The sequence below is a fragment of the Luteimonas sp. MC1750 genome, assembly GCF_016615955.1.
Classification (GTDB): domain Bacteria; phylum Pseudomonadota; class Gammaproteobacteria; order Xanthomonadales; family Xanthomonadaceae; genus Luteimonas.
The window spans coordinates 1,164,509-1,178,716 of sequence record NZ_CP067113.1 but is presented as its reverse complement, the minus strand read 5'-3'; the positions used below and the strand labels follow the sequence as shown (position 1 = coordinate 1,178,716).

Here is a 14,208-nt window from a genome sequence, read left to right as displayed (position 1 = left end):
TCAGACCAGCGCTTCGGCCGCGTCCGGATGGCCGAGGAAGTCGCGCGGGCTGGCGCTGCGGCCATAGGCGCCCGACTGGAACACCACCACCAGGTCGCCGGGCGCCGCCACCCCGAGTGCCATGCGGTCACCCAGCAGGTCCAGCGGCGTGCACAGCGGGCCGACCACGCTGGCGGTCTCGAACGCCGCGCTGCGGCCATTGACCGCCACCGGGTAGTTGCGCCGCATCACCTGGCCGAAATTCCCCGAAGCCGCGAGGTGGTGGTGCATGCCGCCATCCACCACCAGGAACACCTGGCCACGCGACAGCTTGCGGTCGACCACGCGCGAGACGTACAGCCCCGCTTCTCCGACCAGGTAGCGGCCGAGCTCGACCACCAGGTGTGCTTCCGGGGCGTCGGCGCGCAGCCGTGCCGCCAGCGCCGCCAGGTTGGCGGCCACCGGCGCGAGGTCCAGCGCCGACTCGTTGGCCGCATAGGGGATCCCGAAGCCGCCGCCGAGGTTCAGGCTCCTGAGCGGCGCGGGCAGCAGCCCGGCCCACTCCATCGCGAGGTCGTAGCTGCGTGCCTGGGCCTCGACGATCGCCGCCGGGCGCAGGTTCTGCGAGCCCGCGAACATGTGGAAGCCCTCGAAGGCCAGGCCGGCGTCGCCGATCGCGCGCAGCGCGGCGGGTACCTCCTCGGCATCGATGCCGAACTGGCGCGCGCCGCCGGTCATCTTCATCCCCGACGCCTTGAGCTCGAACGGCAGGTTCACGCGCAACGCCACCCGCGCCGGCGTGCCCGTGGCGGCGCCGGCGCGGGCGAGGATGGCGATCTCGCGCGTCGATTCGATGTTGACCAGCACCCCGGCCGCCTGCGCCTGCGCCAGCTCGGCGTCGGTCTTGCCGGGGCCGGCAAAGGACACATCCGACGGCGTCGCGCCGGCATCAAGCGCCACGCGCAGCTCGCCGGCCGAGGCGACGTCGATGCCGTCGACCAGGCCGACCATGTGGCCGACCAGGGCCGGCATCGGGTTGGCCTTCATCGCGTAATGCAGCCGGACCGTCTCCGGCAGCGCGGCGCGGAGGCTGCGCGCCCTCTCGGCGATCCGCGCGCGGTCATAGAGGTAGCAGGGCGTGCGCCCGACCTCGGCGACGACGCGCGACAGCGGCCGGCCGCCGACCAGGAACTCGCCGGCCTCGTCCACCGGCCACGAAGGCAGCCCCACGCGCGCGCCTTCACCGTTCACGTGCGGACTCCGTCCGCCTGCAGCCGGTGGTGGAAATCCACCAGCTGCAGGATGTTGTTGCGCCACTGGTGGCGCTCGGCGACCCGGCGCCGGGCATTCGCGCCCACGCGCGCGAGGCCGTCTGGATCACGGCTGCGGGCGATGACGGCGTCGACCGCGGCGTCGAGGCGGCCTGCGGGGAACATCCAGCCGGTCTCGCCCTCCTCCAGCACTTCGCGGATCGGCTCGAAATCCGGTGCCACCGGCGGCACGGCGCAGGCCATGAACTCGAACAGCTTCACCGGCGAGGTGTAGTCGCCGGCGCTGGGCAGGATGGCCATGTCCATGGCCGCCAGCAGGCCCGGCACCTCGTCGTGGGCGACGCGTCCGGTCAGCACGACCTGGCCCGAGAGCCCGCGCTCCTCGACGAAGGCGCGCAGCGGCGCATAGGTCGCACCGTCGCCAACCAGCAGCAGCTTGAGCCTGGGCACGCCCGCCAGGCGCCCGGCGATGCGGTGCACGAAGGCGTCGATCGCATGCCAGGGCACGAAGGCCCCGAGGTAGCCACAGACCACGTGGCCCTCGAGCGCGAGCCGCTCGCGCGTCTCGGCGCGCTGCGCGGCGCTGAAGGAGAACTTGGCGATGTTGGCGGCGTTGGGCGTGACGATGGCGGGGGCCATGTCCGGATGCGCCGCGCGCGCGCGGTCGCGGAACACGCCGGACACGAACACCAGGCCGTCCGCATCGCGGAACGCGCGGCGCTCGACCGCCATCGCCAGGCGCTTCAGCGACAGCGGGCGCACGCGCTCGACGATGGCCGAGTCGTTGACCTCCAGGATCACCGGGATGCCGCGTCGGCGCGCCAGCCAGACCGTGGCGTACATGAAGAGCGAATAGCGCTCGTAGATGAAGTCGACGTCGGGATTGCGCCGCAGCCAGGCGGCGACGCGCCAGCCGGCGACGAGGTTGTAGCCCAGCTCGGCCAGCTCGAACAACGGCTCCGGAAGCCGCGTCACCAGCTTCATCCATGGCCGCGCCTGGCGGGTCGGCGACATCGCCCCGGGCGACGCATACGGGTCGGCGCCGGGCAGCGAGATCACCTCGACCTCGACGCCCTCGGCGCGCAGCGCATCGGTGATCCCGCGGATGTGCACGCCCTCCACGGCCTTGCCCTGGGTCCGGTGGTGGTACAGCACCTTGCGCACGCGGACCGCGGCGTTGACGGTGTCCATGGTGGTCAATCCCCTTGCGTGGACGGTGTGGCCAGGGCTTCGGCCAGCGAAACCCCGAGTGTGTCGCGGCCTGCCAGGCCGGCCCCGATGCGCTCGGCGGTGGCGCGCATGCCGGCGCGCCGCACGTCGATGGAATGCAGGGTGACCGCGTCGGTGGACAGGCGGCGCTTGTATTCCTGCTCGCCGGCGAGGAAGTCGAAGACCTGCGCGCCCTCGGCCGCGGCCTGCTCCACCGCCGCGTACAGCGAGGCGATGCCCGGCCGGTCGTGGCGGCCGAGGATCCCGTAGTTCATCCCGGCGTTGTAGTAGTAGACCCGGCCCTGCCAGCCCAGGTTGTAGAGGTAGCCCACCAGCACGTCACCGGCCTTCACCCGCGTCATGCGCACGAACCCGTCGTCCGTCGCGCGCGCGATCAGGGCACGGTGGAAGCGCCCGAAGAAGGGGCGGGAAAAGCACCCCCCGGCCCCGCGCTGCTGCCAATGGCGCGTGTGCAGATGCTCGAAGGCATCGAACCAGGCGAGCGCCGTGCCGGCATCCGGCGCGGTTTCCGCATGCAGCGGACCGAGTGCCGCGTAGGCCCGGAGCGTCTGGCGCAGCGCGCCGCGCGCCTTGCGTCCCAGGACTTCGACGTAGCCCCCCGCAGCAGTCCGCACAGCCTCCAGGTCGACCCGGTAGCAGGGCCGCGCGCGCACGCTGGCAGCCTGCATCCCCGACGGCAGCGCCAGGGCGATCGCACTGCCCTGCGCGGAGGTGGTGATGCGCAGGCGGCGCCAGTCGCGCGGGAGGCCCTCGAGCAGTCCGGCCAGTGCACTCCACGCATCGACCAGGTCGCCAGGCCGCGCCAGCAGCCCGCCGTACTCGACGGTGACCTCGTCGAGTTCCGTATCGCCGGTTTCCTGCATGTGCCAGGAATGGCGCCCGAACCAGCGCGTCCGCCCGCGCTCCGGGGCGGCCACCAGCAACGCCAGCGCGACGATGCCGTCGGGTCCCGTCGCGCGGAACAGCAGCGGCCGCACGGTCGCGGGCAATTCCCGCAGCCAGGTCGACACCCAGTACCAGCTGAAAAACGGGGCACACTCGATCACCGCCTCGAGTGCGGTCCACTCACGCTCCAGCTCCGACAGCTGCCCGATGGGCCGCAGCTCGGCGCGAAACCCGGAACGCGCCGTCGCCTGGTGTGTCGCCGTGGCGAGCGCGGGTGTTGCGACCAGGACCATCGTCAACCGTCCTGGTCGATATAGGTGAGATGCGCCGCCGGAGGCGAAGCAGCCAGGCGGGAGTCGAGCCAGCGCACGAAGACCTGCTGCCCGCCGCGCGGCCGGAATCCGCTCGCGCACCACGGCTCCGCCGCCTCCCGCGCGATCGCGGCGCGCAGGCTGACCGCCGCGCGCCCGTCCCGCCGCGCGGCGCGCATCAGCAGGTGCAGGGCCGCGCGGTCGATCGCACCACAGCCGTCGAGCGACCAGAAATCATGCACGTCCAGGACGTGTGGCCACTGCGGTTCGACGACGCAGGCGAACCAGGCCCGAACCGCATCCGCCTCGTCGGTGACCAGGAAGTAGCGCACCGGATTGCCCACGGCCGCATCGAAGCGCCAGCGCAGCATCGTTTCGTCGCGCACGGCGGTGATCGCGGGATGGTCCGCCGCCGCCGCCCATGGCGCGTCCATGGCGGCTTCGAAGCGCGTGGCCCAGCGCCCGCGCAGCCGCGGCCGGCGGCGGAACCGCCAGGCGCCGGCGGTGGCGTCCAGCGCATCCAGCGCCAGGCCAGCCGGCCGCGCGAGCCAGCGCGGTGCGCGCCGGTCCAGGTAGGGGCCGTGCCGGACAATGCGCACCCGGCGCTCGAGCATGGTCCACGGCTGCATTCCGGCGCGCCGGAGCGCGGCGGAGGCACCTTCGTTGGCGTTGGGGATCCCGTAGACAAGGTCGAACCGCCCGGCCGAAGCGGCCAGCACGGCGTCCAGCAGCATCAGCGCCGGGCCCAGCGAACGATGCGCAGGGGCGATGGCCAGGTGGGACAGCACGCCGGCGCGCAGCTCGCGCCCGCCCGCGCGCATCCGGCGCGGGGCCACGGCCAGGAAGCCCACCACCCCGTCGTCGCCATGCTCGACGAAGCGCAGCAGGGCGGGGCCGTTCGGCGCATGCACGCACAGGGCGTCGTAACGCGCACCGAGCACGAGGTCATCGTCACCCAGGCTGCCGCGCCAGGCGCGGATCGCCGCGGCGCGCGCGTCACCGGGGTCGCCGCCACCCTCGCAGATCCGGTACGTCGCACGGACGGCTGCGGTTTCCACGTTCAAGCCGGGATCTCCTCCCGCAGCGGCTGCGCGTGCAGCAGAACGGGACGCTCGTGCAGGTAGCGGGTGGTGCGCCGCTTGTTGCCGATGTCGGCCTGCACCGCGGCGGCCTGGTCCTCGTCCAGCCCGAGCGCGCGCGCCAGGTCCGCGGCCGGCCGGCCCTGCTCGACCGACCACAGCGCGAGGTCCATCTCGGCATAGGGCAGCGCGAAGTAGAACTCGTCCTGGCCCTGCTCGAGGCTGTAGGTGTCGGTTGTCGGCACCGCCGCGCAGATGCGCGCCGGCAGGCCCAGGTGCCGCGCCATGGCGTAGACCTGGGTCTTGTACAGGTGGGCGATCGGCTTGACGTCGGCCGAGCCGTCGCCGTTCTTGACGAAGAAGCCCTGGTCGTACTCCAGCCGGTTGGGCGTGCCGACCACCGCGTAGTTCAGGCGGTCGGCGTGGAAGTACTCGATGGTCTTGCGGATGCGCTGCTTGTAGTTGGTGGCGGCGACGATCTGCAGGTACTCGGCGCGGCCCAGCCTGCGCTCGTGCATGCCGCCGTCGGGATCACGGGCCACCAGTCCGAAGGTGTTGAACTGCCCCCGCGTGCCGCCGCTGATGACGATCTTGAACGACCAGCCGTCGGCGTAGGCTGGCAGCGCCTCACGCACGGCGGCGTCGCGCGCGGCATAGCAGCCGATCGCCTCGAGCGCCGGCGCGATGTCGAATTCGATCACGTCGATGCCGAGGTGGGTGGCGAGCGCATGCGCGCGCGCGGCGCTGTCGTCCGAGGAGTCGCGCTCGGGCAGCACCAGCCCGAGCACCCGCCCGGCGCCGAGCGCGCGCACTGCCAGCGCCGCGCAGCAGGAGGAATCGATGCCGCCGGAGATCGCGACCACCAGGCCACGGCGGTGCAGCACGTGCGCGGTGGTTTCGCGCAGGCCGGCGGCGATCCGGTCGGCCTCGGCCTCGAGGTCGAGATCGAGGACGCTGCGGTCGAAGGTCGCGGATTCGGATCGGATCACGGTGTCTCCAGGGCGACTGTGGGAGCCGCGACCAGGGCGGCGCGGCGGAGCTTCCCGGACGCGGTCCGGGGGAGGGAATCGACGAATTCGACCTGGCGCGGCACCTTGTGCGGCGCGAGGCGGACGCGGCAGTGGGCGCGCACGGCATTGGCCTCGCGCGCGCCGTCGACCACCAGCCAGGCCTTGACCACCTGGCCGAGCAGGGCGTCGTCGACGCCTGCAACGGCCGCCTCGCGCACCCACGACAGTTCGAGCAGCGCTTCCTCGACTTCCAGCGGATGCACGCGGTGCGCGCCGCTCTTGATGATGTCGCTGCGGCGGCCGCGCAGGTGCAGATAGCCGTCCGCGTCCAGGTGGCCGACGTCGCCGGTGCGCAGCCAGCCATCGCGCAGCACCAGCGCGGTGGCCGCGGGATCGTTCCAGTAGCCGGTCATGACGTTGGGACCGCGCGCCCAGACTTCGCCGACGGCACCCGCGGGCTGCACGTTCCCGGCTTCGTCGCGCACCTCGATGGCCACGCCGCGCAGCGGACGCCCGACGGAGCCGCGCTTGTCGTCCAGGCGCTCCGGCGGCACGTAGGTGAGACGCGCGGTGGCCTCGGTCTGCCCGTACATGAGGAACAGCCGCGCGCCCGGCAGCTGCGCGCGCAGCCGGTCGGCGGTGGCCGCGGTCATCGCTCCGCCAGCCTGGGTGAGATAGCGCAGGCTGTCGAGGCAGCGGCCCGCGAGCACGCCGCGCTCGAGCAGCAGGGTGAAGGTCGACGGCACGCCCGAGAAGCCTGTCGCGCGGGTGCGTTCGATGGTGTCCACCACGGCGTGCGGGAACACCAGGTTGGGCTCCAGCACCACGCTGGCGCCCACCGCCAGGTGGGTGTGCAGCACCGAGGCGCCGTAGGCGTAGTGGAAAGGCAGCACCAGCACCGTGCGGTCGGAGGGTCGCAGCTCCAGGTAGGCGACGATGGCATCGACGTTGGCGGCGAAGTTCGCGTGCCCGAGGGTCACTCCCTTCGGAGCCCCGGTGGTGCCCGAGGTGTACAGGATGGCGGCCTGCGGCCACGGCTGCGGCTGCGCGCCGGCTTCCGCCGAGGTCCAGGCGGGATCGGCGTCCTCCTCGCAGACCATGGCGATGGCCGCCGGCACCTCGGCCATCGCGGCCGTGACCGCATCGGCCTGTTCAAGTCCGTGCAGTACCAGCGAGGGCGTGCAGTGCCTGAAACAGGCCGACAGTTCCGCCGCCGTCGACTGCGGGCCGAGCGGAACCACGATGCAGCCCGCCAGCCAGCAGCCATACCAGGCCGCCGCCGCGTCCACGCCGTTGGCCAGGACCAGGGCCACGCGCTCGCCCTGTCCGAGCCCGCGCGCGCGCAACAGGCAGGCGAACCTGCGCGCGCGCGCCACCAGTGCGCCATAGGTGGTGCGGCGCGCGCCGTCGACGATCGCCACCGCGTCGGGCGTCGACGCGGCGGTATCGAGCAGGCGGAGGGCCAGCGGGCGCATCGCGTCAGGCCGCGAGCTTGCGCGAGAGGAAGGCGCAGATGGTGTCGACCGAGTCGAAGTTGGCCGGAACCATTTCCTCGGCGGCGACGCGGATGCCGTAGGTCTCCTCCAGGAACTCGATCAGCTCCAGCACGCCGGTGGAGTCGACGATGCCGCCGCGGATCAGCGACGCGCGGTCGTCAAGCGCGGAGCCGTCGCTGGTGAAGAGAAAATTGTCGAGGATGAAGGGCTTGACCGTGTGCCTGAAATCCATCGTGTTGACCGTATCCATATCCCTGCCTGGCTCGTCGCTGGGCGCATCGGCGCCGGGGTTTTCCGTCCTACGCAGTAACGCGAACGGCACCCGGAAGCGGCCCACGGATCTCAGCCACCACCGGTCTCCGGTACCGACGTGCAGGCAACGGCGCCCACCGCGGCCGCCCCCAGGACCTGTCTGCAGGCGGCAAGCGTCTCGGCCGCCACCTGGTCCCAGCCGCGCGACATCGCGCGCGACATCGCCGCCGCGTCCCACTCGCGGTCCAGGGCCGCGGCAAGCGCTGCAGCGAAGGCCGGCGCGTCGCGCGCCGGCACCAGCAGACCGTTCCCGGCATCGACGATCTCGGCCGCACCGCCCACGTCGCTCGCCACCACCGGGCGCCCGCTGGCGATCGCTTCCACCAGCACGTTGGGGTAGCCCTCGGACCAGCTCGGGAGTGCCAGCACGTTGCAGGCCGCGAGCCAGCGGGCGACGTCGGGCGGCTCCATCCCGCCGGGGAAATGGATCCGCTCGCCCAGTCCCGTCGCAGCGGCCAGCGCACGGAGCTCCGCTTGCATGACGCCGTGGCCGACCAGCACCAGTTCCACCTGCCGGTCGGCGGCCGCAAGCGCGGTGAACGCCTCGATCAGCTCGCGAAGCCCCTTGGCTTCGACCATCCGCCCGACGTAGGCCACCAGCCGCGCGTCCGGGCGGATGCCGAGCGCCGCCCGTGCGCTGCTGCGGTCCGCCGGCTGGAATACTGCCGTGTCGATGCCGTTGACGATGCAGCCGACGCGCGCAGGGGCGATGCCGTAGGCGTCGATCACCGCGCGGCGCATGGCCTGGCTGACGGTCAGCACGGAGTCCGCCTTGGCCAGGGTGCGGCGCGTGAGCCATCGGAGGAGCCCGCTTCGCTGGTGCACGTCGGATCCGCGCCCACCGACGATGCAGGGCACGCCGATCGCACGCGCTGCGCGCACGGCCGCATCGCCGTCGGGGTAGACCCAATAGGCGAGGACCAGGTCGGGCATGAAGGCACGCAGTCGCGGCGCCAGCGCCGTCGCGCCGACGACGCCATTGCCCACGCGCGAGAGGCCCGGCACCGCGGGATAGGAATAGGCCTGCAGGTCGATTCCCGGCAGCCGGTAGTCGTCCGCGACCAGCCCGTGCACGAATGTGCGGGGGCCCAGGGCTGCGGGCAGGCGCGGGTAGCGGACCTGTGGGAGGAACACCCGGACCTCGGCCAGCTTCGAGAGCTCGATGGCCGTGGCGTGGATGTAGCGACCGCGGGCCAGGTCGTGCGGCACGGGAAGGTTGGGGGTCACCAGCGCGATGCGCGGCCGCTGCGCGATCAACGGATCATCCTCCGCCCATGTGCTGCAGGCGCACCACCGCATACAGCACCAGGATGCTGGCCGGAAGCGCCGCGACCGTGAGCCCGACCCAGCGCACCGGTGCCTCGGCCAGGAGGGTGGGCCCGGGTGCGCCGTCCTCGATCGGGGCCTCCCAGTCGCGCGCGAGCGAGGCCTTCACCGCGCAGTGCCAGCAGGCGTAGCAGAGCCCCAGGAGGAGATACAGCGTCGGCACGAAGCTGCGCGACAGGAACACCGCGCACACCAGGAAACCGACCAGCGAGAACTGCAGCAGCCGCGCCCAGCGCGCCTCGTCGCTTTCCGGCTCGCTCATCCGCCTGGCCACCGCAAGCTCGCGGAAGGCCAGCACCAGCAGCGCCAGCCAGAACATGTAGCCGACCAGGCCGAGTTCGGAGAACGCCAGGACAAAGGAGTTGTGCGCGGTGTACGCGTGGTGCTGGGTGAAGTTGCCGTAGCCGACGCCGAACACAGGGTTGTGGCCCAGCATCGTCAAACCTTCGCTCCAGGCGTCGATGCGCCCGCCGGCCGAAGCCTCGTCCGCCGAATAGCCGCGGCCACCGGTGGCGCCGGTGGCGATCGCCGCGAGCGCGAACAGGCTGGCCACGATGCCTGCGCGCACCGGGCCCGTCCGCTGCAGCATGGCGTAAGCCAGGACCACGCCGAGTCCGAGCATGCCGCCGCGCGAACGCGTCAGCCACAGCGCGTACACCAGGATCGCCGCCGGCAGCCAGATCCGCAGCAGGTTGCGCACGCCCTGCCCGTCCATGCGCGCCCCGAACATCACGGTCAGGGCGACCACGATCATCTGCGCGAGGTCGTTGGGATCACTGAGGAATCCCCAGCTGCGAATGCGCCACAGGCTGGTTCCGGTCCTGTCGTGCGCGGGGGCAAGCGTGCCGTCGTAGACGGCAAGATGGTCAACCGCGCTGCTGCTGCCTTCGCGGATCACCAGGTCCTGGACCATGAAGCCCCAGTGGTAGGCGGCGATGCCGGCAATCGACAGCGCCACCATGCACAGCACGATCAGCGTGCAGGTCGCCTTGAGCCGCGACATCGTGGTGACCACCATCACCGTGGTGAGGAACAGCAACACCGAGGGCATGAAGTCGGTGAACGCCTGGCTGGCGCCGCCCAGCCAGCCCTGCGCCACCTGCGACATCACCACCGACGCGGTGAGCCCGCTGAGCACCAGCACGTGGCGCCCCCGGATCGCCATTTCCCCCGTGCGCATGGCCGAGCCGAGGGCCAGCGCGAACACCAGCAGCGAGAGCACCATCGCGATCCGCAGGCCGGCCAGTTCCGGCGCGAAGGCCTCGACCGGCTTCAGCAGCACCAGCACCAGCATGATCAGGTAGAGCGCGAACATCACGCCGGTGTCGCCGGGTCTGGCGTGGCCGGCGCCACCGGCTTGGTGCCGAGGCGCTGCTTGATGGCGAGGAAGGGCTTCTCGACCAGGCGATGGCAGGCGTACGCGGCGATGAAGGTCAGCACGATGTTCTGCGGGAAGGCCGTCGCCCAGCCGGTGCCGCGGAAGTAGAGGAACGGCTCCTGCCACAGGTACAGCGAGTAGCTCAGCACCCCGATCGCGACCATCGGCCCGGTGTTGAGGATCCGCCCCGCAAGATCCCGCGGGCGCGTGATCACGTGCAGGAGCAGCAGCAGGATGCCGAGGTTGGCCAGCGACTGGCCGGCGACATAGGCGATCGGCCGCGAGAACAGCGCGGAGCCGTAGCCGATGGCGATGCAGGCACCCGCGATCGGGATCGCCGGCCAGCCGGTGAGCCAGGCGAACGCGCGCCGGGTGGACATGGCATTGAAGAAGATCGCCCCCAGGCAGCCGGTCGCGATGGAATCGCACACGGCCTGGAAGTTGCGGCTCAGCGCGAGCTCGGGCCACTCGCCCGACAGGTGCATGCCCAGGCGGATGAAGGGCACCACCAGCAGCGCGGCAAGCGCGACCCTTGCCCCGCGCGCCAGCCCCAGCCACGCCAGGGTGAACGGCCACAGCAGGTAGAACTGTTCCTCGACCGACAGCGACCACAGGTGGTTGAAGTACCAGTTGTAGTCGAGCTTGTAGTTGTAGGTGAAGCTGAGCGCGTGCAGCAGCCCCGGCACCGCGCTTGTCGCCTGGGTGTCGGACAGGTGCTGGTAGCGCAGGTCGATCAGCCCGGCCATGTACGCGGCCCAGATCACCCCGATGTACGCCAGTGCCGCCGGAAGGATGCGCAGCGCCCGGCGCTTGTAGAACAGCGGCAGGCGCACATGGCCGTGACGGTCGAGGTCGCGCAGCAGCAGCGTGGTGATCAGGAAGCCGGAGATCACGAAGAAGAAGCGCACGCCGACGTTGCCCAGTGACGTGAAGCTTTCGCGGTCGAAGAACTCCGGGAACCCGCGCGTCGAGGCCGCATGAGCGAACAGCACGAGCATGATCGACACCGCGCGCATGCCGTCCAGCGACGGGATCTGCAGCGGCAGGTCCGGCGCGCGCAGCGCAGGCTCAGGCTGGGGCATGGCGCTCACCAGAGATGCAGCCGCGAATTGCGCGCGAACGCGAACGGTGCCTGCGCCGCATAGAGGTTCATGTGCCAGTACGCGGCGAGCAGGCGTACCGGCCGCGAGCGCGCGAGCGGCGCCCACAGGCCGGAAACCAGCAGAAGCCCGGCCGCTGCCAGCAGCAAGGCCAGCGCGAGGGCGTAGAAGGGATGCGTCGGCGCCAGCACCGCGGTCGCAACGGCGAGCCCGACGGTCAGCCAGGGTGCCGCGAGGCGCAGCAGCTTGTGGCAGGCGAAGCGGAACCAGGCGGGATTGGCGCGCGGATCGAGCAGCCATGGGGCCAACCGGAGGAGCTGGAGGTTGCCCGCGAGCGTCCGCACCTTGCGCGCGCGCTCCTCGAGCGACGACGACGACGGCCGGTCCCAGGCCCGCGCGCCGGGTTCGAACACCACGCGCGCGCCGGCGGCGACCACCTGCATCGGCAGCAGCACGTCGTCGAGCACGGTGCCCTCGGGGAGCGGCCGGAACAGTTCGCGCCGCATGGCGTACAGCGCGCCGGTCACGCCCACCACCGATCCGCTCCGGGCTTCGGCCAGCCGGATCGCCTTTTCGTAGCGCCAGTAGGCGTCCACGCCGCGGGCGAACCCGGTCTCGGGATCCTCGAAGCAGAGTTCGCCGCTCACCGCGCCCACCTCGGGATCGGCCAGGCAGGCCACCAGCGCGCGCACCGCGCCCGGCTCGATGCGCTGGCGAACGTCGACCATCAGCAGGACCTGGCCGCTGGCCGATGCCACGGCGTCATTGAGGCATGCCGCCTTGCCGCGCCGGTACGGGTGCGAGAGGAAACGCACGCGGGGATGCAGCGCCCACGCGTCCACGCCGTCCGGCACCCAGCCGTCGCAGAACACCACGACTTCAAGCGCGTCAGCGGGCCAGTCGAGGGCCAGCAGGTTGTCGATCCGTGCCGCGAGCGCGGGCCCTCCGACCTGCGCGGCGAGCACGGCACTCACCTGCGGTTCCCATGTACCGCGCCGCCAGGGGCGGGGCCTCAGCCGTGCCTGCAGCCGGACGAGCAGCGGATACCCTGCGAACGCCATGGCCAGCAGGCCGGCGCATCCCCAGAACACCAGTTCCATCACGTGCACGCCCTCAAGTTCCGTCCTCCAGAGAACGGCGGGCGGCGGCGACCGCGGACAGCACGCGGGTCGCGCGGGCGCCCGGGTCCATCGCCGCGGACCGCGGGCATGAGCGGGTCACGGCAGGCCACCGCGGCCTGCCAGGCGCGCGGCGCAGCGGCCTGCGATCGCGCCGAGCCTCGGGAAGCGACGTGCCAGGCCCGCGAACACCTGGGCGTCCTCGCTGCGCCAGGCGCGAAACGCCACGCTGGCCACCACGTACACCAGCACGTAGGCGACCGCCGCCGCGAGACCGCCCCAGCGGTCCGGCAACAGGCGCTCGAGCAGCAGCGCGGGCACCAGCGCCGTGGCCGCCGCCGAGACCAGGCGCAGCAGCTGCGACCAGGGCATGCGCAGCTGCAGCACGCGGGAGATACCGGCCCAGGTGACGGCGAAGACCAGCAGGCGCGAGGCTGCGTGCGCCAGCACCGCGCCGTGCAGGCCGTAGCGCGGGACCAGGAAGATCGCCAGCGTCGCGGTGACCAGGAGCGACAGCACCACGAAGCCGACCCGCAACTTCTGGTTGTCGGTGGTCGACAGCAGCGCGCCGAAGGCCGCCTCGATGAGCGTCAGCCCGCCGACCACCACCATGACCTGCAGCGGCAGCACGACCTCGCCGTAAGCGTCGCCATAGAGCAGCGCCACCAGCGGGCGCGCAGCCAGCGCGCCAGCGCCGGCCAGCAGCAGTCCAAGCGCGGCGTAGCACCGCACCGCTGCGGCGACGATCACGTTGGCCCGCGCGCTGCCGCCCGCGCCGTAGGCATGCGCCATCATCGGCATCAGCACCGTGCCGAGCCCGGACGACAGCATGTCGATGCCGCCGCGGGTGAGCGCGGCGGCGATGGCGAAGTAACCGACCGCTGCGGCGCCCACGGTCCGGTTGAGCAGCCACGTTTCGATCGACTTGTTGCCCAGCGCCCAGGCCAGCACCAGCAGCACCGTCCACCACAGGTGAGTGCGCACCCGGGGCAGCAGGGCCGGATCCAGCGGCCGGTAGGCCGGCAGCAGCGCCGCGCGCCGCCGCAGTGTCCAGCCCGCCACGGCATGGCCGACACCCACGATCGCGAACAGCACCACGTAGGTCTCCAGTCCCGCGCCCATCCACGCCAGCGCGAGGACCGCGACGATGCTGAGCAGGCTCATCAGCACCGTCGATCCCGCCTCGATGCCGTAGTGGCCGTGGCCCTTGGCGATCGACACGTCGAAGATGAACCAGGCCTTGCAGAGTCCGGCCGTCAGCGTGGCGGTGGCGAGCAGGCCGATGCCGTCGTGGCCCCAGCCGGTCGGCATGAACTGGGGCAGCAGGGCGAGGAAGCCAGCGGCCACCAGCAGCGCGCTGGCGAGCTGGCGCCGCGCCAGCCAGCCGTGCACGCGCGCGGCGTCATCGCCGGCCCCGCGGCCAAGGCTTTCGGACACGAAGCGGATCGCGGTGGTGGTGATGCCGTTGTTGGCCAGAACGACCAGCAATCCGGCCAGCCACACCACGTAGGAGTACCGGCCGAAGTCGTCGGGTCCCAGCGTGCGCGCGATGACGATGCTCGCCAGCATGCCCAGCGCGTAGCTGACATAGGTCGAGCCCGTCATCATCAGCGCCCCGCGGAAGGCCGACACGCCGCTGAAAAGGTGGTTCGACGTCGGGAGTGCCAAAGGAGGTTCGCTGGGCGAAGGGCGGCTGTCCCGATCAACGTGCAG

General features: G+C 71.9%; 12 protein-coding genes. All 12 read right to left on the bottom strand.

The window, feature by feature from the left end:
- The 12 genes from JGR68_RS05570 to JGR68_RS05515 all read right to left on the bottom strand — a co-directional run bounded on the left by JGR68_RS05570 (position 1) and on the right by JGR68_RS05515 (position 14,163).
- Entirely contained in the window at positions 1–1,230 is a 1,230-nt protein-coding gene (locus JGR68_RS05570) for a pyridoxal-dependent decarboxylase, exosortase A system-associated (protein ID WP_199361487.1), read from the bottom strand.
- Entirely contained in the window at positions 1,227–2,441 is a 1,215-nt protein-coding gene (locus JGR68_RS05565; protein WP_199361486.1) for a glycosyltransferase family 4 protein, read from the bottom strand. The genes JGR68_RS05570 and JGR68_RS05565 overlap by 4 nt, the downstream gene beginning before the upstream one ends.
- A gap of 5 nt (positions 2,442–2,446) precedes the next feature.
- Positions 2,447–3,658 (bottom strand): GNAT family N-acetyltransferase, encoded by a 1,212-nt coding sequence (locus tag JGR68_RS05560; RefSeq protein ID WP_199361485.1) that lies wholly within the window; start codon positions 3,656–3,658, stop codon positions 2,447–2,449.
- Positions 3,659–3,660: 2 nt separating this feature from the next.
- Positions 3,661–4,740 (bottom strand): hypothetical protein, encoded by a 1,080-nt coding sequence (locus JGR68_RS05555; RefSeq protein WP_199361484.1) that lies wholly within the window; start codon positions 4,738–4,740, stop codon positions 3,661–3,663.
- Positions 4,737–5,744, bottom strand: coding sequence for an NAD(+) synthase (nadE, locus tag JGR68_RS05550; RefSeq protein WP_207750147.1), 1,008 nt, complete (start codon positions 5,742–5,744; stop codon positions 4,737–4,739). Before nadE ends, JGR68_RS05555 begins: the two co-directional genes overlap by 4 nt.
- On the bottom strand, positions 5,741–7,240 hold the full coding sequence (locus tag JGR68_RS05545; protein WP_199361483.1) for an AMP-binding protein: 1,500 nt from the start codon (positions 7,238–7,240) through the stop codon (positions 5,741–5,743). Before JGR68_RS05545 ends, nadE begins: the two co-directional genes overlap by 4 nt.
- 4 nt (positions 7,241–7,244) lie before the next feature.
- Positions 7,245–7,493: an acyl carrier protein gene (locus JGR68_RS05540; protein WP_199361482.1), complete on the bottom strand. Its 249-nt coding sequence runs from the start codon at positions 7,491–7,493 to the stop codon at positions 7,245–7,247.
- A 110-nt stretch (positions 7,494–7,603) separates the two neighbouring features.
- Positions 7,604–8,830 (bottom strand): glycosyltransferase, encoded by a 1,227-nt coding sequence (locus JGR68_RS05535; protein WP_199361481.1) that lies wholly within the window; start codon positions 8,828–8,830, stop codon positions 7,604–7,606.
- Between the two features lie 4 nt (positions 8,831–8,834).
- Positions 8,835–10,214 (bottom strand): O-antigen ligase family protein, encoded by a 1,380-nt coding sequence (locus JGR68_RS05530; RefSeq protein ID WP_199361480.1) that lies wholly within the window; start codon positions 10,212–10,214, stop codon positions 8,835–8,837.
- Positions 10,214–11,359: an acyltransferase gene (locus tag JGR68_RS05525; RefSeq protein WP_199361479.1), complete on the bottom strand. Its 1,146-nt coding sequence runs from the start codon at positions 11,357–11,359 to the stop codon at positions 10,214–10,216. Before JGR68_RS05525 ends, JGR68_RS05530 begins: the two co-directional genes overlap by 1 nt.
- 5 nt (positions 11,360–11,364) lie before the next feature.
- The gene (locus tag JGR68_RS05520) at positions 11,365–12,477 is read right to left on the bottom strand and encodes a glycosyltransferase family 2 protein (protein WP_199361661.1); all 1,113 of its coding nucleotides are present in this window, start codon (positions 12,475–12,477) and stop codon (positions 11,365–11,367) included.
- 117 nt (positions 12,478–12,594) lie between these two features.
- Positions 12,595–14,163 carry an oligosaccharide flippase family protein gene (locus JGR68_RS05515; protein WP_200672739.1) on the bottom strand — a complete coding sequence of 523 codons (1,569 nt, stop codon included), beginning with the start codon at positions 14,161–14,163 and terminating at the stop codon, positions 12,595–12,597.
- Between the last annotated feature and the right edge of the window lie 45 nt (positions 14,164–14,208).